At 60.3% G+C, this 26,433-nt stretch carries 26 protein-coding genes; 14 read left to right on the plus strand and 12 right to left on the minus strand.

What is annotated here, in order from left to right; all coding sequences use genetic code 11:
- Positions 1 to 124: 124 nt before the first annotated feature.
- From QRN41_RS13905 to QRN41_RS13950, 10 genes are all read left to right on the plus strand, one after another.
- Positions 125 to 1,015, plus strand: coding sequence for an NAD(+) kinase (locus QRN41_RS13905; RefSeq protein ID WP_034097054.1), 891 nt, complete (start codon positions 125 to 127; stop codon positions 1,013 to 1,015).
- A complete protein-coding gene (locus tag QRN41_RS13910; protein WP_162276718.1) occupies positions 1,012 to 1,986 on the plus strand; it encodes a metallophosphoesterase in 975 nt (324 codons plus the stop codon). The genes QRN41_RS13905 and QRN41_RS13910 overlap by 4 nt, the downstream gene beginning before the upstream one ends.
- On the plus strand, positions 1,983 to 2,855 hold the full coding sequence (locus QRN41_RS13915; RefSeq protein ID WP_034113188.1) for a rhomboid family intramembrane serine protease: 873 nt from the start codon (positions 1,983 to 1,985) through the stop codon (positions 2,853 to 2,855). Before QRN41_RS13910 ends, QRN41_RS13915 begins: the two co-directional genes overlap by 4 nt.
- Before the next feature lie 13 nt (positions 2,856 to 2,868).
- Positions 2,869 to 3,129, plus strand: coding sequence for a YeaC family protein (locus QRN41_RS13920; RefSeq protein ID WP_034097057.1), 261 nt, complete (start codon positions 2,869 to 2,871; stop codon positions 3,127 to 3,129).
- The gene (locus tag QRN41_RS13925; protein ID WP_034097058.1) at positions 3,126 to 3,956 is read left to right on the plus strand and encodes a DUF2797 domain-containing protein; all 831 of its coding nucleotides are present in this window, start codon (positions 3,126 to 3,128) and stop codon (positions 3,954 to 3,956) included. The genes QRN41_RS13920 and QRN41_RS13925 overlap by 4 nt, the downstream gene beginning before the upstream one ends.
- Positions 3,957 to 3,969: 13 nt before the next feature.
- A complete protein-coding gene (gene pepN, locus QRN41_RS13930; protein WP_285421682.1) occupies positions 3,970 to 6,627 on the plus strand; it encodes an aminopeptidase N in 2,658 nt (885 codons plus the stop codon).
- Between the two features lie 210 nt (positions 6,628 to 6,837).
- On the plus strand, positions 6,838 to 7,554 hold the full coding sequence (locus QRN41_RS13935; RefSeq protein WP_123479461.1) for a helix-turn-helix transcriptional regulator: 717 nt from the start codon (positions 6,838 to 6,840) through the stop codon (positions 7,552 to 7,554).
- A gap of 52 nt (positions 7,555 to 7,606) precedes the next feature.
- Positions 7,607 to 7,942, plus strand: a complete 336-nt coding sequence (locus tag QRN41_RS13940) for a nuclear transport factor 2 family protein (protein WP_285421683.1) — start codon at positions 7,607 to 7,609, stop codon at positions 7,940 to 7,942.
- A 15-nt stretch (positions 7,943 to 7,957) separates the two neighbouring features.
- Positions 7,958 to 9,070, plus strand: coding sequence for a cell division protein ZapE (gene zapE / locus QRN41_RS13945; RefSeq protein ID WP_285421684.1), 1,113 nt, complete (start codon positions 7,958 to 7,960; stop codon positions 9,068 to 9,070).
- Between the two features lie 164 nt (positions 9,071 to 9,234).
- A complete protein-coding gene (locus QRN41_RS13950; RefSeq protein ID WP_034097063.1) occupies positions 9,235 to 9,726 on the plus strand; it encodes a GNAT family N-acetyltransferase in 492 nt (163 codons plus the stop codon).
- 88 nt (positions 9,727 to 9,814) lie between these two features.
- On the opposite strand, the gene QRN41_RS13955 is transcribed toward QRN41_RS13950, so the two are convergent.
- The 4 genes from QRN41_RS13955 to QRN41_RS13970 all read right to left on the minus strand — a co-directional run bounded on the left by QRN41_RS13955 (position 9,815) and on the right by QRN41_RS13970 (position 14,626).
- A complete protein-coding gene (locus QRN41_RS13955) occupies positions 9,815 to 10,039 on the minus strand; it encodes a hypothetical protein (protein WP_034137928.1) in 225 nt (74 codons plus the stop codon).
- Positions 10,040 to 10,181: 142 nt separating this feature from the next.
- A complete protein-coding gene (locus tag QRN41_RS13960) occupies positions 10,182 to 12,410 on the minus strand; it encodes a TonB-dependent siderophore receptor (RefSeq protein ID WP_285421685.1) in 2,229 nt (742 codons plus the stop codon).
- 114 nt (positions 12,411 to 12,524) lie between these two features.
- Positions 12,525 to 14,282, minus strand: a complete 1,758-nt coding sequence (locus QRN41_RS13965; protein ID WP_167417530.1) for a phosphoethanolamine transferase CptA — start codon at positions 14,280 to 14,282, stop codon at positions 12,525 to 12,527.
- Between the two features lie 164 nt (positions 14,283 to 14,446).
- Positions 14,447 to 14,626 carry a DUF6026 family protein gene (locus QRN41_RS13970; protein WP_256203854.1) on the minus strand — a complete coding sequence of 60 codons (180 nt, stop codon included), beginning with the start codon at positions 14,624 to 14,626 and terminating at the stop codon, positions 14,447 to 14,449.
- 271 nt (positions 14,627 to 14,897) lie between these two features.
- Between QRN41_RS13970 and gnd the strand changes: the two genes are divergently transcribed.
- From gnd to QRN41_RS13985, 3 genes are read left to right on the plus strand one after another with little or no spacing between them, the layout of a single operon-like run.
- Complete coding sequence (gene gnd, locus QRN41_RS13975) at positions 14,898 to 15,881, plus strand: phosphogluconate dehydrogenase (NAD(+)-dependent, decarboxylating) (RefSeq protein ID WP_034097067.1); 984 nt, start codon at positions 14,898 to 14,900, stop codon at positions 15,879 to 15,881.
- Complete coding sequence (zwf, locus tag QRN41_RS13980; RefSeq protein WP_167417531.1) at positions 15,878 to 17,401, plus strand: glucose-6-phosphate dehydrogenase; 1,524 nt, start codon at positions 15,878 to 15,880, stop codon at positions 17,399 to 17,401. The genes gnd and zwf overlap by 4 nt, the downstream gene beginning before the upstream one ends.
- Positions 17,398 to 18,231: a Cof-type HAD-IIB family hydrolase gene (locus tag QRN41_RS13985; protein WP_123479456.1), complete on the plus strand. Its 834-nt coding sequence runs from the start codon at positions 17,398 to 17,400 to the stop codon at positions 18,229 to 18,231. Before zwf ends, QRN41_RS13985 begins: the two co-directional genes overlap by 4 nt.
- Before the next feature lie 61 nt (positions 18,232 to 18,292).
- On the opposite strand, the gene QRN41_RS13990 is transcribed toward QRN41_RS13985, so the two are convergent.
- A complete protein-coding gene (locus QRN41_RS13990; RefSeq protein WP_034097070.1) occupies positions 18,293 to 18,553 on the minus strand; it encodes a hypothetical protein in 261 nt (86 codons plus the stop codon).
- A gap of 344 nt (positions 18,554 to 18,897) precedes the next feature.
- Here QRN41_RS13990 and QRN41_RS13995 point away from each other — a divergent pair, with 344 nt between their 5' ends.
- Positions 18,898 to 20,220, plus strand: a complete 1,323-nt coding sequence (locus QRN41_RS13995) for a sigma-54 dependent transcriptional regulator (protein ID WP_034097071.1) — start codon at positions 18,898 to 18,900, stop codon at positions 20,218 to 20,220.
- A gap of 65 nt (positions 20,221 to 20,285) precedes the next feature.
- Here the strand turns inward: QRN41_RS13995 and fapF are convergent, their stop codons facing one another.
- The 7 genes from fapF to QRN41_RS14030 all read right to left on the minus strand — a co-directional run bounded on the left by fapF (position 20,286) and on the right by QRN41_RS14030 (position 26,301).
- Positions 20,286 to 21,584 carry a fibril amyloid transporter FapF gene (fapF, locus tag QRN41_RS14000; protein WP_034097072.1) on the minus strand — a complete coding sequence of 433 codons (1,299 nt, stop codon included), beginning with the start codon at positions 21,582 to 21,584 and terminating at the stop codon, positions 20,286 to 20,288.
- 49 nt (positions 21,585 to 21,633) lie between these two features.
- On the minus strand, positions 21,634 to 22,380 hold the full coding sequence (gene fapE, locus QRN41_RS14005; protein WP_167417532.1) for a fibril amyloid subunit FapE: 747 nt from the start codon (positions 22,378 to 22,380) through the stop codon (positions 21,634 to 21,636).
- A gap of 42 nt (positions 22,381 to 22,422) precedes the next feature.
- Positions 22,423 to 23,103: a fibril amyloid maturation endopeptidase FapD gene (gene fapD / locus QRN41_RS14010; protein WP_167417533.1), complete on the minus strand. Its 681-nt coding sequence runs from the start codon at positions 23,101 to 23,103 to the stop codon at positions 22,423 to 22,425.
- A 60-nt stretch (positions 23,104 to 23,163) separates the two neighbouring features.
- Entirely contained in the window at positions 23,164 to 23,913 is a 750-nt protein-coding gene (gene fapC / locus QRN41_RS14015; RefSeq protein ID WP_167417534.1) for an amyloid-like fimbrin subunit FapC, read from the minus strand.
- A gap of 66 nt (positions 23,914 to 23,979) precedes the next feature.
- Positions 23,980 to 24,528, minus strand: a complete 549-nt coding sequence (fapB, locus tag QRN41_RS14020; protein ID WP_094066412.1) for a fibril amyloid subunit FapB — start codon at positions 24,526 to 24,528, stop codon at positions 23,980 to 23,982.
- On the minus strand, positions 24,528 to 24,977 hold the full coding sequence (fapA, locus tag QRN41_RS14025; protein WP_167417535.1) for a fibril amyloid chaperone protein FapA: 450 nt from the start codon (positions 24,975 to 24,977) through the stop codon (positions 24,528 to 24,530). The genes fapB and fapA overlap by 1 nt, the downstream gene beginning before the upstream one ends.
- Positions 24,978 to 25,305: 328 nt before the next feature.
- Entirely contained in the window at positions 25,306 to 26,301 is a 996-nt protein-coding gene (locus QRN41_RS14030; protein ID WP_167417536.1) for a FecR family protein, read from the minus strand.
- Between the last annotated feature and the right edge of the window lie 132 nt (positions 26,302 to 26,433).

Below are 26,433 nucleotides of genomic sequence, written 5' to 3' on the forward strand. Positions count from 1 at the left end.
ACCGCGCAGAAGGGGGCTGAGAACCGTTGTCATCAAGGCTTCGCGGCGACAAAGGATTTTGCCTGGCGCGGCCTTTCGCCCATAATCGGGGTTTTTCGCCACACCCCAATCCCGCAGGAGCCCCATGGAGCAATTTCGCAATATCGGCATTATCGGTCGCCTGGGCAGTACCCAGGTGCTGGACACCGTCCGCCGGCTTAAGAAGTTTCTGCTCGAGCGCCACCTGCATGTGATCCTCGAAGACACCATCGCCGAAATCCTGCCGGGCCACGGCCTACAGACCTCGTCGCGCAAGATGCTCGGCGAAGTATGTGACATGGTGATTGTGGTCGGCGGCGACGGTAGCCTGCTGGGCGCAGCCCGGGCGCTGGCGCGGCATAACGTGCCGGTGCTGGGGATCAACCGGGGCAGTCTGGGGTTTCTCACCGATATCCGCCCCGATGAGCTGGAAGTCGAAGTGGCCAAGGTGCTCGACGGCCAATACCTGGTGGAAAACCGTTTCCTGCTGCAAGCCGAAGTGCGTCGCCATGGTGAAGCCATCGGTCAGGGCGATGCGCTCAACGATGTGGTACTGCACCCTGGCAAGTCCACCCGCATGATCGAATTCGAGTTGTATATCGACGGCCAGTTCGTGTGCAGCCAGAAAGCCGACGGCCTGATCGTCGCCACGCCCACCGGCTCCACCGCGTATGCGCTGTCCGCCGGCGGCCCGATCATGCACCCCAAGCTCGATGCCATTGTGATCGTGCCGATGTATCCCCATATGTTGTCCAGCCGACCGATTGTGGTCGATGGCAACAGTGAGCTGAAAATCGTGGTGTCCAAAGACATGCAGATCTACCCGCAAGTCTCCTGTGACGGGCAGAACCATTTCACCTGCGCCCCCGGTGACACCATCACCGTGAGCAAAAAGGCACAGAAGTTGCGCTTGATCCACCCGCTGGATCACAACTACTACGAAGTGTGCCGTACCAAGTTGGGCTGGGGCAGCCGCTTGGGGGGTGGAGGCGACTGATGCTCGATCCCGCGCGTAGCTACGACCTGATTGGAGACGTGCACGGATGCGCGCATACCCTTGAGCACTTGCTCGACCAGATGGGTTATCACAAGCAGGCCGGCACCTGGCGCCATCCGTCGCGCATGGCGGTGTTCCTCGGCGATATCATCGACCGTGGCCCACGCATCCGCGAAGCGCTGCATATCGTCCACGACATGGCCGAAGCCGGCCAGGCGCTGTGCATCATGGGCAATCACGAGTTCAATGCCCTGGGCTGGGCCACACCGGCGCCGCCTGGCAGTGGCAAGCAGTACGTGCGCGAGCACACCCCACGGCATGAGCGCTTGATCCACGAGACCTTGACCCAGTTCGAGCAGCATCCGGCCGACTGGCACGACTTCCTCGGCTGGTTCTACGACATGCCGCTGTTTGTCGATGCCGGGCGTTTCCGCGTGGTGCATGCGTGCTGGGACGACAGCTTTATCCAGCCGCTGCGCGCCACATTCCCGGACGGCTGTATCGACCCGCACTTCCTGCAGGCCGCCGCCGTGCCTGGCAGTTTTGCCTGCAATGCCTTTGACCGCCTGTTGCGCGGCACCGATATGCGCCTGCCCGACGGCCTGACGCTGACCGGCGGCGACGGCCTGACGCGCTCGTTCTTCCGCACCAAGTTCTGGGAAGACGACCCCAAGACCTACGGCGACATCGTGTTCCAACCCGATGCGCTGCCCGAGCCGGTGGCGCGCACGCCGTTATCGCCCCATGAAAAGAACTCCCTGCTGCGCTATGGCGCCGACGAGCCGTTACTGTTCGTCGGCCACTACTGGCGCAGTGGCAAACCGGCGCCGATTCGCCCCAACTTGGCCTGTCTGGATTACAGCGCGGTGCTGTATGGCAAGTTGGTGGCCTATCGATTGGACCAGGAAACTCGCTTGGACCCGCATAAGTTCGTGTGGGTCGATGTCGAGCGGCCGGAGGTGATCCTATGAGTACCGTGGCCGTATTACGCTTGCCCCTGAGCGTCGACCTGGGTGGTTTCGTCAAATTGCTGCAACGCATGCAAGTGCCCCATCGCGTGAGTGAAGAGGCCGGTGAGCAAGTGTTGTGGGTGCCGGAAAGCATCAGCGATGACGTGCGCGTGTTGTATCAACGCTTCCCGGCCGGCGATCCAGACCAGCAGTTGGACATTCCCGAACAGGCTCCCGTGACCCGTCCCGGTTTCCTCCAGCAAGTGCGGCATAGCCCGGTGACCGCGTTGGTGCTGCTGGCGAGCCTGGTGGTGGGGGCGTTGACCCTGCTGGGCGACAACCTGCAGGCCATGAGCTGGCTGAGCTTTCTGCCGTTCCGAGTGCTGGGCGACTACATTCAGTTCACCCCTTTGGCCGACAGCCTGGCGTCGGGGCAGTGGTGGCGGTTGGTCACACCGATGCTGTTGCACTTCGGCATTCTGCACCTGGCCATGAATGGCATGTGGTACTGGGAACTGGGCCGGCGCATCGAAGCGCGCCAGGGCAGTATCAACCTGCTTGGGCTGACTCTGCTGTTCAGCCTGGTTTCCAACTACGCGCAATACGCCTACGGCGGCCCGGGCCTGTTCGGCGGGTTGTCCGGCGTGTTGTATGGCCTGCTCGGGCATTGCTGGATCTATCAACTGTTGTCGCCCAACCCGGCCTATCGCCTGCCCCGTGGGGTGCTGGCGATGATGCTGGTGTGGCTGGTGTTGTGCCTGTCGGGGTTGGTCTCGATGATCGGCTTCGGCGAAATCGCCAACGCGGCCCATGTGGGTGGGCTTGTGATCGGTTGCTTCACCGGCCTGCTGGGCGGGCTCTACAGCCGCCGTAAAACGCCAATTAATTAAAGGAAGAGCCTCCATGTCCTCTTTTGCTGAAATGATCGAAAACATCACCCCGGACATCTACCAGAGCCTCAAGCTCGCCGTGGAAATCGGTAAATGGTCCGACGGCCGCAAACTCACCGCCGAGCAGCGCGAACTGTCGTTGCAGGCGATGATCGCCTGGGAAATCCAGAACCTGCCGGAAGACCAGCGCACCGGCTACATGGGCCCGCAGGAATGCCAGTCGAAGTCGACCACCGTCCCGAATATCCTGTTCAAGTCGGACGCGATCCATTGATTGAAATCGGTCGCGGTGCAGTCAGCAAAATGTCGGCGAAACTCGGTGAGCCGACCGTTCAATATGCGTTTCGTCTGGGCGATACCGAAGTGCCGGTCAACCCGTTGATTGGCACCCACGTGCGCCTGGAATACCTCGGTGCCATTCATTGCAGCCATTGCGGGCGCAAGACCAAGACCAGTTTCAGCCAGGGTTATTGCTACCCGTGCATGACCAAACTGGCCCAGTGCGACCTGTGCATCATGAGCCCCGAGCGCTGCCATTACGACGCCGGCACTTGCCGTGATCCGAGCTGGGGCGAGCAGTTCTGCATGACCGACCACGTGGTGTACCTGGCCAATTCCTCCGGGATCAAGGTCGGCATCACCCGCGCCACCCAGCTGCCGACGCGTTGGCTGGATCAGGGCGCCAGTCAAGCGTTACCGATCATGCGCGTGGCTACGCGCCAGCAGTCCGGTTTTGTCGAAGACTTGTTTCGCAGCCAGGTGGCCGATAAGACCAATTGGCGGGCATTGCTCAAGGGCGACGCGGCCAGCGTGAACCTCAAGCAAGTTCGTGACGAGCTGTTCGCCGCCTGTGCCGAGGGCTTGCAGGGGTTGCAGGAACGCTTTGGCCTACAGGCCATCCAAACCATTGCCGACATCGAACCGATCGAAATCCGCTACCCGGTCGAGCAGTATCCGGCCAAGATTGTCAGCTTCAACCTGGACAAGAACCCGATTGCCGAAGGCACGCTGCTGGGGATCAAAGGCCAATACCTGATCTTCGACACCGGCGTTATCAATATTCGCAAGTACACGGCCTACCAGCTCGCCGTGCATCAGTAGAAGGATGCCCACCATGCGCACCGAACAACCCAAGATGATCTACCTCAAGGACTATCAGGCGCCGGACTACCTGATCGACGAGACGCACCTGACCTTCGAGTTGTTCGAGGACCACAGCCTGGTCCACGCGCAGTTGGTGATGCGCCGCAATCCCGAGCGCGGCGCCGGCCTGCCGCCGCTGGTTTTAGATGGCCAGCACCTGGAGCTGTTGAGCGTCAATTTGGGTGACAAGGAACTGACCGAGGCTGACTACCAGCTGACCGACAGCCACCTGACCCTGCACCCGACCCACGACAGCTTCACGCTCGACACCAGCGTGCGCATCCACCCGGAAACCAATACCGCGTTGGAAGGCCTGTACAAATCCGGCGGCATGTTCTGCACCCAATGCGAAGCCGAAGGCTTTCGCAAGATCACCTACTACCTCGACCGCCCGGACGTGATGAGCCGGTTCACCACCACGGTGATCGCCGAACAGCACAGCTACCCGGTGCTGCTCTCCAACGGCAACCCGATTGCCAGCGGCCCCGGTGAAGACGGCCGTCACTGGGCGACCTGGGAAGATCCGTTCAAGAAACCCGCGTACCTGTTCGCCCTGGTGGCCGGCGACCTGTGGTGCGTCGAAGACAGCTTCACCACCATGACCCAGCGGGAAGTGGCGCTGCGCATCTACGTCGAGCCGGAAAATATCGACAAGTGCCAGCACGCCATGACCAGCCTGAAAAAATCCATGCGCTGGGACGAAGAAACCTACGGCCGCGAGTACGACCTCGACATCTTTATGATCGTGGCGGTCAATGACTTCAACATGGGCGCCATGGAGAACAAGGGCCTCAATATCTTCAACTCCAGCGCCGTGCTGGCCCGCGCCGAGACCGCCACCGACGCCGCGCACCAGCGGGTCGAAGCGATTGTCGCCCACGAGTACTTCCACAACTGGTCGGGCAACCGCGTGACCTGCCGCGACTGGTTCCAGTTGTCGCTCAAGGAAGGTTTCACGGTGTTCCGTGACTCGGGCTTCTCCGCCGACATGAACTCGGCCACGGTCAAGCGCATCCAGGATGTGGCCTACCTGCGCACTCACCAGTTCGCCGAAGACGCCGGCCCCATGGCCCACGCCGTGCGCCCGGACAGCTTTATCGAGATTTCCAACTTCTACACCCTGACCGTGTATGAAAAGGGTTCGGAAGTAGTCGGCATGATCCACACCTTGCTCGGGGCCGAAGGCTTCCGCAAAGGCAGTGACCTGTACTTCGAACGCCACGACGGCCAAGCCGTGACCTGCGATGACTTCATCAAGGCCATGGAAGACGCCAACAACGTGGACCTCAGCCAGTTCAAACGCTGGTACAGCCAGGCCGGCACGCCGCGCCTGGCGGTGAGCGAGTCCTACGATGCCGCCGCCCACACCTACAGCCTGACCTTCCGCCAGAGCTGCCCGCCGACTCCGGACAAGATGGAAAAACTGCCCTTCGTGATCCCGGTGGCACTGGGCTTGCTGGACGGCAAGGGCGCCGACCTGCCGTTGCGCCTGGCGGGCGAGGCCGCAGCCGCTGGCACCTCCCGCGTGCTGTCGGTGACGCAAGCCGAGCAGACCTTCACCTTCGTCGATATCCCAGAGCAGCCATTGCCATCGCTGCTGCGCGGCTTCTCGGCGCCGGTGAAGCTGAGCTTCCCCTACAGCCGTGATCAACTGATGTTCCTGATGCAGCACGACAGCGACGGCTTCAACCGTTGGGATGCCGGGCAGCAACTGTCGGTGCAGGTGTTGCAGGAGCTGATCGGCCAGCATCAGGCCGGTCAGCCGCTGCAGTTGGATCAGCGTCTGATTGACGCGCTGCGCACGGTGCTGACGGACGAAACCCTCGACCAGGCCATGGTCGCGGAAATGCTCTCGTTGCCGAGCGAAGCCTATCTCACCGAGATCAGCGATGTGGCGGACGTGGACGCCATCCATGCCGCCCGCGAATTTGCGCGCAAGCAACTGGCCGACCACTTGTTCGACACCCTGTGGCTGCGTTATCAGGCCAATCGCGAATTGTCGCGTCAGACCCCTTATGTGGCCTCGGCCGAACACTTTGCGCGACGCGCCTTGCAGAACATTGCGCTGTCCTACCTGATGCTCAGCGCCAAGTCCGAAGTGCTGGCGGCAACCCTGGAACAGTTCGACGCCTGCGACAACATGACTGAGCGGCTGACGGCGTTGGCGGTGCTGGTCAACTCGCCGTTCGAGGCGGAAAAAGCCCAGGCGCTGGCGGTGTTCGCCGAGAACTTCAAGGACAACCCGCTGGTCATGGACCAGTGGTTCAGCGTGCAGGCGGGCAGCACACTGCCGGGCGGGCTGGCGCGGGTCAAGGCGTTGATGGAGCACCCGGCGTTCACGATCAAAAACCCGAACAAGGTGCGTGCGCTGATCGGCGCCTTTGCCGGGCAGAACCTGATCAACTTCCACGCCGCGGACGGTTCCGGTTACCGCTTCCTGGCGGACCTGGTGATCCAGTTGAACGTCCTCAACCCTCAAATCGCGTCGCGCCAATTGGCACCGCTGACCCGCTGGCGCAAGTACGACAGCGCGCGCCAGGCGCTGATGAAAACCGAGCTGGAGCGCATCCTCGCGTCCGGCGAGTTGTCCAGCGATGTGTACGAAGTGGTCAGCAAGAGCCTGGCGTAAGGGGCCGGCGCGTTGTCATCCCCGTTCGCTCACCCCTTAATGAGATGAGCAGGCTTTTTTTGTGGTGAGCGGGCTTGCCCCGCGCCGGGCTGCGAAGCAGCCCTATCAAAACACCGCAACACCTCAGCAAACCGCAGGCACCTGCTACTGACAAGTTCTGTCAGTAGCAGGTGCTAAACTGCGGCATCTTTTCCCGCCTGAGCCATCAACGTGTCCCGCACCACTCGTTTACTGACCTTGCTGCAGGCTCTGCGTGGGCGCAAGCGCCCTGTCACGGCGGCCGCGCTGGCGGCGCAGCTGGAGGTGTCCGAGCGCACGCTGTACCGCGACATCGCTGAGTTGACCGCACTGGGCGCGCCGATTTTCGGCGAGGCCGGGGTAGGGTACGTGTTGCGCAGCGGCCTGTTCTTGCCGCCCTTGATGCTCAACGCCGAGGAAACCGAGGCGATCGTGCTGGGTTTGCGCTATGTGGATCAGCGTGGCGATGACGTGCTCAGTCGCGCCGCCGCCAACGCCTTGGCGAAAATCGCCGATGTGCTGGACCCTGCCGCTCAAGAAGCCTTGCGTAACCCGACCCTGTTGCCGGGCCCGCCGGGGTTCGGCTATCCGGAGAACCGCGTGCCGCTCAATGTGTTCCGCGAGGCGATCAGCCAGCAGAGCAAGCTGCACATCGATTACGCGGACGCCAGTCAAACCCAGAGCCAGCGCCTGATCTGGCCGCTGGCCCTGGGCTTTCTGAATGAGGTGCGGGTGATCGTCGCCTGGTGCGAGTTACGCGGCGCCTATCGCACTTTTCGCACCGACCGCGTGGCCAGCGCCGAGGCCCGTGGCGAACGCTATCCGGGCCGCCGCAGTGACTGGTTGCGGGCCTGGCGCAAGCTGATGGAACAGGATGACAGCGGCCGTTTCACTCCTGACAAAAACTGACACAACGCAGGCTTAGCATGGCCTTACAAAATCAACCGACAGGAGTTGTGCCATGCCCCTTACCGAACTGGCCCCGGCCATCGCCACCTATATCGAAGCGACCAATAGCCGCGACATCTCGGTGGTGGCCCAATGTTTTGCCGAAGATGCCAACGTGTTTGATGAAGGCCAGCATCAGGTCGGCACCGCCGCCATTGCGCGCTGGATGGAGGACACGGCCCAGCGCTACCAGCCGCGGGTCGAAGTGCTCAACGTGCAGCATCGCACGGGTAAGGTGCTGGTCAGCAACGTGGTAACCGGTAATTTTCCGGGCAGCCCGCTGGAGTTGCGCTACACCTTTCGCTTGAATGAGCAGGGCAAGATTTCACGCCTGGATATTTCCGTGTAGGTCATACTGGCGGGCATGACTTTCGACTCGCCTCTAGCGGCCTACCAACACGCCATCACCCAGCAGGGCTTTGTGACCGACGCCGCCCAGCGCCGCGCGGTCGATGCCCTGCAAGCCTGCCATCAGGCCCTGCATCAGGGCCGCGCGCCGATCAACGGGGTTTACTTATGGGGCCCTGTGGGGCGCGGTAAAACCTGGCTGATGGACCAGTTCTATCAAAGCCTGCGTGTCCCCGCGCGGCGCCAGCATTTTCATCACTTTATGGGCTGGGTGCATCAGCGTCTGTTCCAATTGAGTGGCACACCCGACCCGTTGCAGGCTCTGGCGCATGAACTGAGTCGTGAGGTGCGAGTACTGTGCTTCGATGAATTGTTCGTCAACGATATCGGCGATGCGATCATCCTGGGCCGTTTGTTCCAGGTCATGTTCGAGGCTGGCGTGGTGATGGTCTGCACCTCCAACCAGCCGCCCGATCAGTTGTATGCCGAGGGTTTCAACCGCGAGCGCTTCCTGCCGGGCATCGCCGCACTCAAGCGGCATATGCAGGTGGTGGCGGTGGACGGTGAAGAGGATCACCGTCTGCACCCCGGCGTCGGCCTGCAGCGTTACCGGGTCAACCAGCCGGAGGCGCTGGCCGAGGTATTTGGGCGTCTGGCCGACGGGCAGGCGGTGGTCAGTGGGCCGATTGACGTCGGGCATCGCCGCATCGTCGCGGTGCGCGCCAGCGACCGTGTGCTGTGGTGCCGTTACGCCGATCTGTGCGAACAACCCTTGGCGGCGATGGACTTTATGCTGCTGTGCGATCGCTACCGCGCGATCCTACTCGGCGAAGTCCCTGAGTTGAGTGCCCGCAAGCGGCCTGGCCGGATTGCCCGTGGCACCGAAGATGCGGCCCAGCGCGTGCTGGCCGGTGATCGCGAACTGCCGGCGTTGTCGGTGCACGATGACAGCGTGCGGCGTTTCATCGCCCTGGTGGATGAATGCTACGACCGCAAGGTGCCGCTGTTCATCGAAGCCCGCGTCCCGTTGGAGCGCCTTTACACCGAGGGCTACCTGGAATTTCCGTTCCGTCGAACTTTGAGCCGCTTACGGGAAATGCAGCTACAGCGTTTCGGCGCGATCCCGTAGGAAAAGCCACCGAAACCGTCCGGCAGACGCTTTTGATGGGTAAAACCTTCGCGCTTTCATGCGCGGATTTGTAGTTAATCTCCTTCATCTGCGGCTGACGCCGTGCGTACAATCGTGCCTCTCAAAGGGAGCTGATTCCCTTGTTGTTGCTATCGAGGACGGAAATGGACACCCCTGACATCCTGGTGCTGCAAGCCAGCTACACCAATCCCGTGCATGCCGAGGCGATCGCCACGTTACTCAACCATTACGCCGAAGACCCCATGGGTGGCGGCCATGGCCTGCCCGCTGACTTGCTGGAGCAACTGCCGGCGGAACTGGCCAAGCGGCCCCATGCATTCAGCGTGCTGGCATTTGTCGGCGGCGAGCCTGCAGGGTTGATCAACTGTTTTGAAGGGTTCTCCACGTTTGCCTGCCGACCGTTGGTTAATGTGCATGATGTGGCGGTGATGGAGCGTTTTCGCGGGTTGGGGTTGAGTCAGAAAATGCTGCAGAAGGTCGAGGAGATCGCCCGCCAGCGTGGCTGCTGCAAGATCACCCTGGAAGTACTTGAAGGCAATGCCGTGGCGCAGGCGGCTTATCGCAAGTTCGGCTTTGATGATGCGGTGTTTGATCCGGCCCATGGCCGCATGCTGTTCTGGAATAAACCGCTGTAATAAAAAAGGCGCCATTGAATGGCGCCAAGTTAACCATTGCCAAAGGAGCGAAATGACAAAGGGATCTGCGGATTAACGCCCGATTAAATTAACCCTTGGGTTGCTGTTCAATACCGGATTGTTCGACAGGCGTGTTCTTCAAGTCTCTACCGTCAGCAGCTGCGGTTTGTTGTTGCAGAGGGCCGTGAGTCTGTTCCTGAATAAAGGCGAAGTTGTTGTAGAACTCCTTCGAGCGCTCTGAACCGCCCTCGGCAAAGGCGGCGGCGGAGGTCAACGTCATCAGGCTGGCGAGCATCAGGGTGGAAAGTTTCATGGTGGTGTTCCCATTAAGTGTGATCGGTATTCGCTCGCTCCCTGATCGAATGGATGGGGCAACTATGGGGGCGGGTCATTAAGTGGGAATTAACCTGAGGCACACCCGAAGTTAACTTTTTTATTAACTTCGGGCGTCGAGCTTAAAGCTTCCAGTCCAGGGCCAAGGTAACCGCGCGAGGGTCGCCCCAGTACACGCCGTTATAGAAACCGACGCGCTCGTAGTACTTTTGATCGAATAGATTGTTGATGTTCAACGATGCCGATAGATGCTCGTCGACTTGGTAGCGCGACATCAGGTTGACCAAGGTGTAAGCCTGCTGCGTGATCTTGTCGCGGGTAGTGATCAGCTCGCCATCGGCATTCCGTTCCCCCGTGGGCCGATTACCGAAATCGTAAATGTCGCTCTGCCAATTCACCGCGCCGCCCACGGTAAGCTTGCGCCATGCGCCTGGCAGGCGATAAGCGCTGGACACCTTCAGCAGGTTCAGGGGCTGGCCGGTGTTGTTGCGTGTGCCCGCGCCGTTCACCGAGTGGGTGTAGGTGTAACCCGCCGTAAGGTTCCAGTCCGGCATGATCTCGCCGGCAACCTCCAGCTCGAAGCCGTTGACCTTGTTGCCTTTGCCGCCGGACTTATAGTACTCCTCGCCGGTGGCCGGGTTCGGCGCCACCGAGTAGTCGCGTTCCGCGACGTTATCCTGGGTGCTCCAGAAATACGCGGCGGCCAGGTTCACGCGCTCATTGAGCACGCTGCCCTTGAGGCCGACTTCATAGTTACTGCCCACCACTGGCTCCAGGTATTTCTTGTTGGCATCCCGCAGGCTTTGCGGTTTGAAGATATCGGTGTAGCTCGCGTAGACGGTGTACTCCGGCGTCAAGTCATAGAGCAGCCCGGCGTAGGGCGTCCACATATCGTTGTGGGTCTGGCGGGTCTTGTCGTTGGCGGTCAGTTGGTTGTTGGCATCGTAGCTCGGGGCCGCGCTTTCCAACTCCCAACTGCCGTAGCGACTGCCCAGTACGGCGTGCAGGCGCTCGGTCAGGCTCAGGCGCGTGGCCAGGTAACCGGCCTTTTGCTGTTTGCTGCTGTGTTCGCCCTTGAGGTCGGTGACCGTGTCGGTGAACTTGGGGATGCCGCCCATGTATTTCCAATCTTCAATGGTGTAGTAGCTGTCATCCAGGCGGCTGCGCATAAACGGCGACACGTCGCGCTGGGCCGCTTCGCCGTAGCCCATCATCAGTGCATGTTCGCGCCCCAGCAGCGCATAACTGCCGGCCAGGTTCAGGTCAACGGCTTCCATTCTCGAAGTGCCGCGCATGTGGCTGGCCCAGGCGCTCATGCCGCTGCGGTCGTCGTTGGGGAACCCCGCGCCGCCGTAGTACACCTTGCCGTCCGTGTCGCTCTGCCGATGGGTATAGGCGGCTTTCAGGTGCCAGTCGCCTGCCAGGCGATGATCCAGGGTCGCGAAGGTGGTTTTGTCGGTCAGCGGCCAGGAGCTCCAGTGCGCCGCCATATTGGTCGAGCGCGGCAGCCTGGCCTTTTCGCCCCGGCTGTTCCAGTAGGGCACGGTGCCCCAGGAGGTGCCCTGAACCTGCTTGTCCTGGTAATCGAACCCCACGGCCAACACGGTATCGTCTGACAGGTCACCTTCAAGAATGCCGTAGCCGACCGAGCGCTGCAGCGCATAGTTATCTCGGAACGACTGGCTGTCGCGGTAAGCCAGCACCGTGCGCCCGCGTAGGCGACCGTCGAACGCCAGCGGACCGCCGACGTCCAGGTAGCTGTAGTAATTGTCATGGCTGGCACCGCTGACGCCGGTTTTCGCCTGCCATTGGGCGGTAGGGCGCTTGCGCACCATGTTCACGGTGGCCGAAGGATCGCCCGCACCGGTGGTCAAGCCCGTTGCACCGCGCACCACTTCGATACGGTCGTAGATGATGGTGTCGGCGTCGGATTTCATATAGCCGAACGTATTGAGCATCCCGTCGATCTGGAAATTGCTGATGCCATAGCCACGGGAAGAGTAGGCCACTCGGTCGGAGTCGTTGTGCTGCACGTTGATGCCGGTGGTCTGGCGCAGCACGTCGGTCAAGGTATTGAGGTTGAAGTCGTCCATCTGCTGGCGAGTGATTACCGAGATCGACTGCGGAGTGTCCTTGACGGACAGGTTCAGGCGCGTGGCGGTGTTCATCGAGCCGGTGGTGTAGGACCCGGTGTGCTCGGTGGTGGCGCCGAGGCCATCCGCGGTGATGCTGGTGGCTTGCAACTCCAGCGGTGTTGGGTCGCTATCGGTTTCAGCCAGCAAGTCAGGACTCAGCAACACACCAAACACGCTGAGCGAAAAGGACATGGAACGGGTGAAAGGCGCGATCATCGCGGAAGACTCCTTGTCGTCTTTGCGGCCTTTTCGGTATGAAAAGGCCATGGCTCAAAGACGAAAGGAGCAGGGCAACTTTAGGCTTAAACGAGAATGATTGTTATCTTTCTGTTACAAGGCCGGTGTTTCCTGTAGCACCACTTCAGTGGCGGCGGCTTTCTTCGGTTTGATCAGGCTGAAGTCGATCAGCGGCTTTTGCTGGCGCTGATAGGGGTCGCCAATCAGCAGCGGGCGCGGTTTGAAGCTGTCACTCACCAGGCTTTTGCTGCGGTCCAACTCAGTGGAGCTCAACCCGGCCAGGTCGGCCCAGGTGTGAATCAACTGTGAGCTGCTGTAGGGCCGCTGCAGGTCGCCGGCAAAATTCCAGCTGTGGCTTTCGCGCCATTTCGGCGAGGCGTAGGCCATGAACGGAATGGTGTACATCGGCGCCGTCGGCTTGCCTTCATTACGGCCCAAAGTGCTGTGGCCGGCGGAGTCGAATACGTCTTCGCCATGGTCCGACAGGTACAGCAGGAAGCCGTTGGGATCGGTCTTGGCGTAGTCCTTGATCAGGCTCGACACCACGAAGTCGTTGTACAGCACCGCATTGTCGTAGCTGTTGTAGGTCGGCAACTGATCGTCGCTGATGCCCGCAGGCACACCTTCACGGTCGGTGAACTTGTCGAAGCTCGGCGGGTAACGGTACTGGTAGCTCATGTGCGTGCCCAGCAGGTGCACCACGATGAACTTACGCTCGGCCGGATCGGCCAGGGCCTTGGAAAACGGTGCTAATACATCGCCGTCGTACTGACGGGCGTTCTGGTTGCGGTTGTTGTTCAAGTACACCTGCTCGTCGGCCTGTTCGGAAAAGGTCGTGAGCATGGTGTTGCGCTTGGTCATGGTCTGCTGGTTGGTGATCCAGTAAGTCTTGTAGCCGGCCTGTTTCATCATGCTGACGATGGATGGCGTCTTGAGGTACAGGTCAGGGTTTTCTTCGTCGGCGAAGGTCAGCACCTGCTGCAACGCCTCGATGGTGTAGGGGCGTGGGGTGATGACATTGTCGAACACGGCCAATTGGTCGCGCAGCTTGTCCAGCTCTGGTGTGGTTGCGCGTGGATAGCCGTACAGGCTCATGCGCTGGCGGTTGGTCGATTCGCCGATGACCAGCACCAGTGTCGACGGCTGGCCGGCGGCGGCGTCCTTGAGGTTGGTCAGCGGCGGGATCTGGCTGGCGCTGTGCAGCATGCCCTGCATGTTGTCCAGTTGTTCGGTGTAACGGCGGTAGGCCACGATCATCTGCCAAGGCACGGCCGGCTCGATGCGGGTTTCGAAGCGGTCGATGCCGTCGGCCAGGGTCTCGCTACGGGCAATCTGCTTGACCAGCGGGTAGCCGACAATGGCCACCAGGATCGCGGTTGCCGCCAGCAACGCCTGGCCGCGCGGCAGGTAGACCGGGCGCACGCGGGTCCATAGGAAGATGGCTAAGGCAGTGTGAGCAATGAACGCCAGTACGATCCACCAGGCGAAGTACTGGGTGAGGTATTCACCGGCTTCGGAGATGTTCGACTCGAACATGATAAAGATGACGCTCTGGGAAAATTCCTGCTGATAAACGAAGAAATATCCCAGACTGGCCATGGAACAGGCCCACAGCACCACGCCGATCACGGCGGCGAGTACACGGGTCTGGCGTGGAAAGACCAGCATCGGCGCGAGCCACAGGGCGCTCATGAAAAAGGCTTGGCGAAACCCGCTGAAACCCGAGGTGCCGCTGAGTTGGATCAGCAGTTGGGTAATACCCGAGAAGTACCAGAAAAACAGGAACAGCCAGCCAAGGCCAGCCCAATCAAAGCCTTTCGCAGACTTAGTGCTGCGTTTGAACGTTGCCATCCGGCGCTCCAACCCAAGAGTTTTCCAGTTGACGCGCAGAGCTGCACGCAACACCGGCCACCCTGGTTTTAAGGGGCGGCCTTTGGGGGCGGGAGTATCGGGATGGGCGTGTGAAAACTTTGTGAGATTTTTGTAGGGGTTATCTTACAAAGCGGTGACAGGGCTTAGCAGAGTGCAGGTTGCGCGCCGGCCGGCTGATCCAGTTGAGCCTGGATGATGTACGAGCGCAGGCGCATGACTTCCTGCTGCAATTGTTCGCGCTCGTCTTTCAACTGACGCAACTCATCGCGACGGATATTGACGTAGAGAGTCTGGGGAGGGCGGGTCATCTGTGCTGTGCTCATTGCTTGCCTCGCAAATAGCCGGTGTGTCGCGGTGTGCCAGAACGCTTGAGTCGAGGTTCTCGGCATCAGTCGGAAGCAATTCTGAATTCTTTTTCACAGCAATGGAACTTTTTTATTTTTGGTGGTCGTGTGACTTTTACCGCGGTGATGGTGAAACGATGGCATCTTTTTTGGCATGAAACTACACGGATCCGCTCTGGACTAACCCTCATTAGCCTCATTGCGCTATAAACTATGTCACACATTTTTTAGTAGTTAGGAGCATCAGCACATGCAACTGGGGATTATCGGACTAGGCCGCATGGGCGGGAATATTGCACGGCGCCTGATGCTCAATGGGCATACCACCGTTGTTTACGACCGTAACGAAGCATTTGTCAAAGGCTTGAGCGAAGAGGGCGCCACTGGCGTTGCCGATCTCAAAGCCCTGGTCGCCGGGCTGCAGCAGCCTCGCGCCGTGTGGGTCATGTTGCCGGCGGGCGACCCCACCGAGAACACCATTCAAGAACTCAGTGAACTGCTGGACAGCGGCGACGTGATCATCGATGGCGGCAACACCAACTACAAGGATGACGTACGCCGCGCCAAGGCCCTGGCGGAAAAAGGTCTGCACTATGTCGACGTCGGCACGTCCGGCGGTGTCTGGGGCCTGGAACGCGGCTATTGCATGATGATTGGCGGCGATACCGAAACCGTGCAGCGTCTGGACCCGATTTTCGCCAGCCTGGCGCCAGGCCTGGGCACCATCCCGCGCACCAAGGACCGTTCCGCCGCCGCCGACCCGCGCGCCGAACACGGTTATATCCACGCTGGGCCGGCCGGTTCCGGGCACTTCGTCAAGATGATCCATAACGGCATCGAATACGGCATGATGCAGGCGTTCGCCGAGGGTTTCGACATTCTCAAAACCAAGAACTCGGAGAACTTGCCCGAAGATCAGCGTTTCGACCTGAATGTGGCCGATATCGCCGAAGTGTGGCGCCGTGGCAGCGTGGTGTCGTCGTGGTTGCTGGACTTGACCGCCGATGCCCTGGCCACCGACCCGAAACTCGACGGCTATTCCGGCTCCGTGGCCGACAGTGGCGAAGGCCGCTGGACCATCGAAGCGGCCATGGAACAAGCCGTGCCGGTGCCGGTGCTGTCCACCTCGTTGTTCGCCCGTTTCCGCTCGCGCCAGCAGAGCACTTACGGTGACAAGATGCTGTCGGCGATGCGCTTCGGCTTCGGTGGTCACGTGGAGACTTCCAAAAAATGACGGCTAACGGCAAAAAACTGAAGGCCGAACCCGCTCCACCTACCACTTTGTTCCTGTTTGGCGCCCATGGCGACTTGGTCAAGCGCCTGCTGATGCCGGCGCTGTACAACCTCAGTCGCGACGGGTTGATGGGCGACGGCTTGCGCATCGTCGGGGTGGACCACAACGCCATCAGCGATGCCGACTTCGCCAAGAAACTCGAAGATTTCATTCGCACCGAAGCCGCGAGCAAGGTCAAAGGCAATGCCGAGAACGCGCTGGACCCGCAGTTGTGGGCTCAGTTGGCCAAAGGCATCAGCTACGTCGAGGGCGACTTCCTCGACGACAGCACCTACACCGACATCGGCAAGAAAATCGCCGAGAGCGGCACCGGCAATGCGGTGTTCTACTTGGCCACCGCGCCGCGTTTTTTCAGCGAGGTGGTGCAGCGGTTGGGCAGCGCGGGCTTGTTGACGGAAACTGACCACGGTTTCCGTCGCGTGGTCATCGAAAAACCGTTCGGTTCCGATCTGGCCACCGCCGAAGCGTTGAACGCGTGCCTGCTCAAGGTGATGAGCGAGAAGCAGATCTACCGCATCGACCATTACCTGGGCAAAGAAACGGTACAGAACATCCTGATCAGCCGTTTCTCCAACGTGCTGTTCGAAGCGTTCTGGAACAATCACTACATCGATCATGTGCAAATCACCGCCGCCGAAACCGTCGGCGTGGAGACGCGGGGTAATTTCTTCGAAAAGACCGGCACGTTGCGGGATATGGTGCCCAACCACCTGTTCCAGCTGTTGGCCATGGTCGCCATGGAGCCGCCAGCGGCATTCGGCGCCGACGCGGTGCGCGGGGAAAAGGCCAAGGTGATTGGCGCGGTGCGCCCCTGGTCCCTGGAAGATGCACGGGCCAACTCGGTACGAGGCCAGTACACCGCTGGCGAGATCGGCGGCAAGGCATTGCCGGGTTACCGCGAAGAGGCCAACGTCGCGCCGGACAGCAGCACCGAGACCTTTGTGGCGCTCAAGGTGATGATCGACAACTGGCGCTGGGTCGGCGTGCCGTTCTACCTGCGCACCGGCAAGCGCATGAGTGTGCGCGATACCGAAATCGTGATCTGCTTCAAGCCGGCCCCCTATGCGCAGTTCCGCGACACCGACGTAGATGAACTCAAGCCTACCTACCTGAAAATCCAGATCCAGCCGAATGAAGGCATGTGGTTCGACCTGTTGGCGAAAAAGCCTGGGCCGACCCTGGATATGGCCAATATCCAACTGGGTTTCGCCTACAAGGACTTTTTCGAGATGCAACCGTCGACGGGGTACGAAACCCTGATCTACGACTGCATGACCGGCGACCAGACCTTGTTTCAGCGCGCCGACAACATCGAGAACGGCTGGCGCGCGGTGCAGCCATTCCTCGATGCGTGGAAGGAAGATGATGGCATCCAGACTTACAAGGCAGGTGAAGATGGTCCGGCGGCGGCTGACACGCTGCTGGCCCGGGATGGTCGTACCTGGCACACACTCGGATGAGTGATGCCGCGATCCAACCCATCCGTTTTATCCTCAGCGACGTGGATGGCACGTTGCTGCATCCTGACCACAGCCTCAGCCAACGCACGGCCGATGCGGTTCGTGCCTTGCGTGACGCCGGTGTGCTGTTCAGCCTGGCCAGCGGGCGACCGCCCAAGGCCATGTTGCACCTGATTGAAACGTTCGGTATCGATGTTCCGGTGGCGGGCTTCAATGGCGGTACGTTGATCCATCCGGACGGCAGGGTTTTGATAGCTCATCACCTGCCTGCTGAAGCCGCGCTGATCGCCTTGGCGCTGTTTTCGGCCGAGCCGGAGGTGGAAGTCTGGATGTTTGCCGATGGCGATTGGCTGCGCCGTGGTTCGCCCGGCCCGATGGAACCGCGGGAAACCGCTGGGCTGGGCTATGGGCCGCAGGTGGTGGAGAGTTTTGAGCCCTATCTGGATCGGGTCGACAAGATTGTCGCTGCCAGCCTTAACACGCAACTGCTGGTTGAACTGGAGGCACGTTTGCACCCCAAGGTCGAGGGGCTGGCGCAGGTCTCGCGGTCGCAGCCGGTTTATCTGGATGTGACGGCCATGTTGGCCAATAAAGGCGAGGCGTTAAAAACGTTGGCCGAGCATCTGGGCGTGGCGCTTGAGCACACTGCGGCCATCGGTGATGGCGGCAATGACCCGGCGATGTTTGAGGTGGCCGGGCTGGCGATTGCCATGGGCCAGGCGGAAGAAACCGTCAAACGTCGCGCCAATGTGGTTACGGGCACTAATATTGAAGACGGTGCCGCAGAAGCTTTCGAGCGGTTTATTCTGCCGTCACACGCAATACGCTAAGTTCGACGGCACAACTTACGATCACGGTTTGTACGGATCGAAAGTTGTGCCGTCGATTTATTTACTTAGGCATTGCCCAGGATTGCAACTGATAGCCGCTTTTATCCAGTTCGGCACGCGCCTGCAACAGCAGGTTTTCCAATTGCGCGGGATCGGTGTAGGCACTCGACGAGAGTTGCTTGCGGCCGATGCGGTTGTTGGTGCGGTCGACGACGCTGAGGCTGAGGGCGCCATTGCCATCGTGCCAGGCCACGCACTGAAAGGGCTGGAAGGCACGGTCTGCGATCAAAAGAGCTTCGTTGATGCGGAGCGGGGCGTTCATTGGGGTCTCTCTCTAAATGCCCAATCAAATGAGTGCCGTCGGTTGGGCGAGCCAGGCGGCGAGTTACTTGTACTGATGCGCGATGGCGGGGTGCGGGTCACATGTTAGAGCAACAAATTTCAACTTTCCGTGATTGAGGTCATGTAAGCGCCTGTTTTGAAAGCTGATTGAAAGTTTCAACAGTCGGCAACTTTTTAATCGCTGAAGCAAGAAGATGGCTTTTTGCCCCGACTTATAGCGAAACGGTACAAGGCGCGCGTCAATATCTTGCTAGGGTTAGCACCAGTCGTTACAACTGGTTGTTTCTAAATAACTTTAACGATTTTTGACGCCAAGGATCAGTCATGGGTGTGCCTCTCGTCCAACGCCGTTTGCTTGTGGTCGATCCGTGCGATGACTGCCATGGGCTGTTGCCCGGGCTGCGTACGGCGGGGTGGGAAGTGGACAGCTGTGCGCTGGAGGACGTGGGGGATCGCTCCTGCGATGTCGGCCTGCTGCGCTTGCAGCCCGAACACCTGAAGAGGCCCGAAGCGGTCAAGGAGCTGATCGGCCGCAGCGGCACTGAATGGATTGCCGTGCTCAGCCAGGATGTACTGCGCTTGCAGAATGTCGGCGACTTCGTTTGCGAGTGGTTTTTCGACTTCCATACGTTGCCGTTTGACGTCTCGCGGGTGCAGGTCACTCTGGGACGCGCATTCGGCATGGCGCGCTTGCGCGGTAAAGGCCACACACCGGTGGATGAGGGGCACGAACTGCTGGGCGATAGCCGGCCCATTCGTGAACTGCGCAAACTATTATCCAAGCTGGCGCCGACGGAGTCCCCCGTCTTGATTCGCGGTGACAGCGGCACTGGCAAGGAGCTGGTGGCCAAGACCCTGCATCGTCAGTCCCAGCGCCATGCCAAGCCTTTCGTGGCGATCAACTGCGGTGCCATCCCTGAACACCTGATCCAGTCCGAACTGTTCGGCCATGAGAAAGGTGCGTTTACCGGCGCGCACCAGCGCAAGATCGGGCGTATCGAAGCGGCAAACGGCGGCACGCTGTTTCTCGATGAGATCGGCGACCTGCCGATGGAGCTGCAGGCCAACCTGCTGCGGTTTTTGCAGGAGAAGCACATCGAGCGCGTCGGCGGCAGCCAGCCGATCCCGGTGGATGTACGTGTGCTGGCGGCGACCCACGTCAATCTTGAAGCGGCGGTGGCCAAGGGCGCCTTCCGCGAGGATTTGTACTACCGCCTCAATGTGCTGCAGGTGGTCACCGCGCCGTTGCGCGAGCGCCATGGTGACGTGGCGATGTTGGCCAACCACTTTGCGCGTTTCTACAGCCAGGAAACCGGACGCCGCCCGCGCAGTTTCAGCGAAGATGCCCTGGCGGCCATGGCGCAGCATCCGTGGCCCGGCAATGTGCGCGAGTTGGCCAACCGCGTGCGCCGTGGCCTAGTGCTCGCCGAAGGGCGCCAGATCGAAGCCGTTGATCTGGGATTGCAGAGCGAGCAGGCAATCGCGCCACCCTTGGCTACACTCGAAGACTACAAGCACCGTGCCGAACGTCAGGCGCTGTGCGATGTGCTCAACCGTCATAGCGACAACTTGAGTGTCGCTGCCCGTGTGCTCGGCGTGTCCCGGCCTACGTTCTATCGGTTGCTGCACAAACACCAGATCCGCTAGGGCGGGTAAACCGAAAAGCCCCGCAACGACCCTTATCGTTGCGGGGCTTTTCCTTGTGCATCTGGTTAGAAGTAGTAAGGGAATTTCAGGCTGAAGGTGAAGTCCGGCGCGTCGTCGGTCATACCGATCGCCAGGTTCGGCACGATCGTCAGGTTATCCGAGGCGGCAATGGTCATGCCCACGTTGAAGTAGCCGGCGTTGGCATCGCTGGAGACCACCGATTGCCAGTCCCCGCCATTGGGTTTGAGGCGACTTTTACGCTGGACCAGGTCAGACACCGAAAACGACATACTCATTTTCTCATTCAGCGCGAACGCTACGCCCATGCCGACCTGGAAGCTGTCACCCAGGCTGACCTTGCCGCCGACCTTCTGGTTGACGTCGCTGCTGATGTCGTCGAACGAATCTTCGAAGTTGTGGGTGTAGGACAACGAGCCAAACAGCACGGCCGGATCGAAGGTCTTGACCAGGGAGATGCCCGGCGTGATCGACCAGACCCCGTTGCCGGTGGGCAGGCTTTCAGGTACGAACAAGTTGTCGTTGCCGGGTTGGTTGATGAGCTTGATGCCGAACGGTTCCTTGCCCGTCGGCGCCTTGACCCGCACCGACACCACCGCATCCGGCAAGGTGGGGGTCTCGTCGAGGAACTTGTAAGCCACACCGAAGTTGACGTCGCCGATGGTCGGGTCGCGGGTCACCGATGCTTCCGATGTTGCCGTGCCGTTGTTGCCTGCACCGGCTGACTGGTATGTCGATTCGCGGTACACCACCGGCACGTTGACGTCGAACTGCCAGCGGTTGTCGAGGTTGTAGCGGCCGGTCAGGTCCAGGGTCCAGTTGTCCGACTTGATGCGGTCGAGGTTGATATTGCCGAGGAAAATCGAGTCCAGCGCCAGGAACCCATTGAGGGTCAGTTGGCGCGCGTCGTAGCGGGCGTAGGTCACGCCGGTTTCGAAGCTGAACTTGCCATTGCCGAAGAAGCCACTGGCTTCGTTATAAAGGTTGCTGACACTTTGCGCAGGCGCCGAGTCGTCCTTGAGGGACTGCCCATAGGAACTGCCGCCGCCCGCGCCACCGGAGGCCGCAGCGGCGCCAGTGCCGGCCACGGTGGTGCCGCCTTTCTGGAAGTCGGCGGGGGATTTGGCCAGGCGTTTGGGCGCCGGCGTCGCCGGTTGATCCTCGACCTGACGCACTCGCTGTTCCAGCACCGCCAAGGCCTTTTGCTGCACTTCGTAACGTTGCTTGAGTTCCAGGAGTTCTTGCTTGAGTGTTTCGATATCGGCATCTGGCGCGGCATACAACACGGATGCGGGCAAGAGCGTACTTAAACAGACCACCGCACGAAGCGATAACGATCGATGCATGAAATAAGCCGTCCTTTTTTAATGCGTAAGTGTCGAGGGTCAGCGTAGTTCAATAACCGAGCGTACGTAGGCCTTTGAGTTGGTCCAGGTTGCAATTCAACGCCGGGTTGTTCAGCCCGTTATTGCCCATCACGACGTTAAGTTGAGTGATGTTGTTGACGAAGTTGGTATTGCCGGTCAAGACAGTGCCTTGCAGCACAGTGCCACCGCCAATCTGCTGCAGGCTGTTGCCTTGGTTATGGTTGGCCTGGATCGCCATTTGCAGGCCGCCGTTATTGGCCGACACGCTCACTTTGCCGGCCGCGCTGTCACCGGTCACGGTGCCGCCGGCCACCAGTACTTGCCCCGATTGCGCGAGATTGGCCGGCGCCAGGCCGTCCTGACTCACGGTGATCCCGACATTGTTGTACGCGGTGTTGCCGTCGCCGGCCGCGCGCACGCTTTGCGTCACACCCTGGCCGCTGCCCAGACCGGCGCCGCCGACGACATTGCCGGTACCGGTGCTCTGGCCGGTGCCGCTGCCCGCCGAGCCGGTGGTCTGCACATAAAATTGCGGGGTGATCGTGGTTTTATCGACCTGCATGCTGGCTTTGCCGGTGATGCTGTCGCCCATGGCATTGGTCCAGGTGCTGCTCATCACGATACCGAAGCTGATGATGCGCCCCGGCATTACATAACGACCGCGCAGGTCGGCCATTTCCGAGTCTTTCAATTCGATCGGTTTGAAACCCGATGAAGCATAAGCGGGCATTGCGGCTGCCAGACACAAAACCGTCAGCCAACGGGAAGTGTTCATCTTCTGCTCCTGGAGCATCCTGGCCCCTTATGGCGCTTCTTATTAAAAGAAGTCGCTCTGGATAAAACCGAAATCCATCAATTCGGCGTCGCCCACGGGCCTGAACTCATTCAACTGGTTCTTGGCGGTCAGGGGCGTAGGAGGGGCGAGCAAGGCGTTGGTCTTGTCGTAACCCTCACCCAATACGGCGAATACGATGCCATTCCAGCCTTTGACGAAGTCGTCGCGGGTGTAGCGCTTATGGCCCAGCACCGGGTCGCCGATGTAGACCCAGTCTTTGTCGGCACGCTGCATCACCACGAAGTGCTTGTAACCACGGATTTCCAGCAGCACCACGACCGGGATCTTTACGGTCAGCAGGGTTTCCGGCGAGATCTTGTAGCCCCGCGCCCGCATGCCGATGCTTTCCAGGTAGCGCTTCATGTCCAGCATGGAAAAGCCCTGGGTGCGCACCAGGTCCTGATCGGCGTTGATCAGCATGCCTTTGATCACATGGTCTTCGTCGACGTCCAGCCAATAGCCCTGACGCAGGATGGTGGCGAGGGCGGCGGCGCCGCAGCTGAAATCGGTTTTCTGTTCCACCAGGTTGGCGAACCGGCGTTCGCGGATACTCTCGACCTTCTTGTAGATCACTGCACCGCCAGGCATGGCGGAGATCGCCATGGTGCCTGCCCAGGTCGGGCCGGTGAGGAGCATCAGCAGGGTGAGGGTCGCGAGGCGCATGATCGAAGGCCGGGTGGACACTGGAATAGGAAAGGGCCTTGTTGCCAAGGCCCCGTTGGATCAGAAGCGCACGCCGCTGGCGCAGGTGGTGCAACCTTGGCTGATTGACAGGGCGTTGCCGGCCATGTTGCCCTGACCTGCTTGCAGGGTATTGCCTACGTTGCCGGAGTTGCCGTTGACCGAGCTGTCCAGGCTGGCGTTGTTGGACACGTACTGAGGCTTGCCGCCATAGCCATGACCATAGCCGTGGCTGGTTGCGGCGGTGCTGAGGTAGCTGTTGCCAAGGGAGTTTTGCACGGTGCTGGCGGTGGCTACGATGCTTTTGCCATCGGCAGTGACGATCGCCACGCTGTTTGCAGCTTGGTTGGCCTGGCCGGCCTGACCGATGTTACCCACGTTGCCGGAGTTACCGTTAACCGAGCCGTCCAGAGACGCGTTGTTCTGGGTGCCTTTGGTGACGAATGTGTTCAGCACGCTGTTCTGAGTCACGTCGGTCCCACCGAATACGGTGGCAGCATCGCCGCTGGCGCTGGCGATGGCGACACTGTTCTGAGCCTCCTGACCATCGCCGGCTTGCGTGATGTTGCCTACGTTACCGGTGTTGCGGTTGACCGAACCATCGGCGGAGGCGTTGTTTTCTGTCTTAGTGTTGTCGAACCGGTTGCCAACGCTGTTTTGTTCGCCGCTTACTGCAGCGGCAATAGTGCCGGTAGGCTGAGGCGCAGGGTGCCAGCTACCTGCTTGAGCAGCAGCAGCCATGAGTGCGGCGAGAGCGAAAACCAGAGGTTTCAGAGCCATTTGAGGTTTCATGGTGTTTCTCCTTGCTTCTATTAGTTGGTTAAGTGTTGGTACGGTCTTGCGAGTACTACCAAGTCGTTACTTGATAGTGATGCCCAGGGTGTTAGCCATTCGGTTCCCCACCCCGGCACTCTGGTTCACCTGAATCACTCCTCGGCTGCCTGTGAAGGCCTGGTCGCTGGTAACGACCAGGCGGCTGCCAGTGGTGGGGGTGAGCCCTGAGTCGGTTAATTGCGTCGTGTTCTGTTGCAACAAGACGCTGTCGTCGATGCTTTGCGGGCCAGGGTTGAGGCTGATCCGCACGGCGTTAACAGTTTGGTTATTGGCCCCAGCGGCTTGGTTGACGCCCAACATGCCGTTGCCATTGGTAAAAGAAGCGCCCTGAATCGCGGCCTTGGCATTCAGAGACGGATCGACCTGACCGTCGAGCCGTTGGATATTCACCGTGGTGGCCTGGCCGCCGAGCGCGATGGCACGGTTGTTGGCTTGTTGCTGCTGATTGCCTGCCGCTTGGTTGATCGAAAGGTTGCCGCGGTAGTCTTTGCCGCTGTTGTTGATCACAGCGTTGTTGTCGGCCATGGCCGAGGCACTCCCCAGCAGGGCGAGCAAGAGCAAGCTACGGTTCATTATTTGCCCCCCATCATGTTGCCGAGGTTATTCAGAGGGGCCATGCCGCGTTGGATCGAGTTACTGATCTGTCCACCCATGCTGCTGCCGCTGCCATGCCCGGCGGTGGCGCCGGTGCCGAGGGTCGACATGCTGTTCTGCGTGGCATGCACGCCGGTCAACGTGCTATCGATCTGGCTGGCGCGGGCGAAACTTGAACCGCTGCTGACACCGCCGATAGCCAGGTCACTGAGCTCGCCGGTGGCGCCAAGAACTTCTTGGGTGGGATTGGCATTGGCAGTGGTGGGGTAGGGGTCTTTACCGAATGCGGCGCGACCGTACATGTGTGCCTGTACGTTGCGGCCCGTCACGATCACACCATCACCGGCAAAGGTTGGCGCACTGATGCCGAGGCTGAGTACACAGCTGGTCAGCAGTACCTTCATCGAGTGTTGTGTGAGTGTGTTCACGGCGGCATATCCTTATTCTCAGCACTGACCCTAAACAGTGCTGTGAGGGATAGAGCAGATGCCGTGCCGCTTTTTGAATTGTCTTAATATTCAATGGCTTGTGAATAACTGGCGGCGCGTCGACGCTGCCGGTGTCTCAGCGCTGAAACACCTGCCCTTCAAGCGCGTGTAGCCCGCTGTGCCACAAACGATTCACCCCTGTGTATCACCGGCGTAACACCGCGCATGACAAAATCATGAACCCACGGTGTACACGGGCTTCAGGGCAGGCAGGTGTTTCAAAAATGGACACTGCGGGCGCGAACAGGCCCGCATGAATGGGCCGGGCTCAGCCTTTAGGATTTTTACGCGGGATGGAATTGAGAACGGGGTTGCCGTCCTGGTTCTGCGTCAGATAGACCGGCAGTACCTTGGGCAGCGAGGGGATGAGGTTATTGACCTCGGTGAGGTTGTAGATGCCGCCGATTCGAATCGCCCCGGTGCTGGCGTCGGCCAGCATCACCGGTTTGCTCAAGTAGCGGTTGATCAGCGGTAACGCGTCGACCAAGGCCAGGTTGTCGAGGATCAGCTTGCCCTGGCGCCAGGCCAGTGCGCTGTCATTCGGGCTGAACGGCCTCACGCGCGGAGTGGCATCGCCCGCCTGGTAGCTGGCCTGCATGCCCGGAGTCAGGGGCACGCTGCCATGCGTGGCATCGCTGGCGATCTGCACCGAGCCTTCGAGCAGCATCACGCGGACCTGATCGCCGTATTTCCACACATTGAATTGGGTGCCCGTCACGCGCACCTGGCCTTCACCGGCGCGCACCACAAACGGGTGAGCGCTGTCGTGGCTGACACTGAAAAACGCCTCGCCTTTCTTCAGCGTGACGCGGCGCTGATCCTTGTAGTTGCTATAGACCAGTTCGGTGCCCAGGTTCAGCTCTACCTGGCTGCCATCGCTCAAGGTCACCTGACGCAAGCCCTGGGTCGCCTCGAAACGTTCATAGGAATTGGGCAGCCACCCGGCCTGCCACCCGGTGAACGCGGCCAGCGGCAGGGCCGCCAGGCATAGCGCCGCCGCCACGGCATAACGACGTACGCGGGGGCGCGGTTTGAACGCCAATACCGGCGCGGCGGGCGCGGTGCGTGGCAAGTGATCGGCGACGTCCCAGATTTCCAGCATCGCGGCGTATTCAAAGGCATGCAGGGGATGGGCGTCATGCCATTGTTGAAAAGCCTGACGTTCAGCCGGTGTGCAATCACTTGCATGCATGCGCATGCACCAGTGCGCTGCGGCATCGGTGATGGTGTCGTATTCGGCTTCTGAAACAGACTTTTCGGTCATTTACGCGTCCTGATTTCCCACATTCTAACCTCCGCGGGCCGATGGGGAGAACAGCCATCATGGCGATTGCACATCAATTGGAACTTATTCTTATTTGCCAGTACCTAAAAATTTCAGGACACGCGTCCGTTA

Origin of the sequence: Pseudomonas sp. efr-133-TYG-23, from assembly GCF_030209215.1 — a bacterium.
In the GTDB taxonomy this organism is placed as follows: domain Bacteria; phylum Pseudomonadota; class Gammaproteobacteria; order Pseudomonadales; family Pseudomonadaceae; genus Aquipseudomonas; species Aquipseudomonas rhodesiae.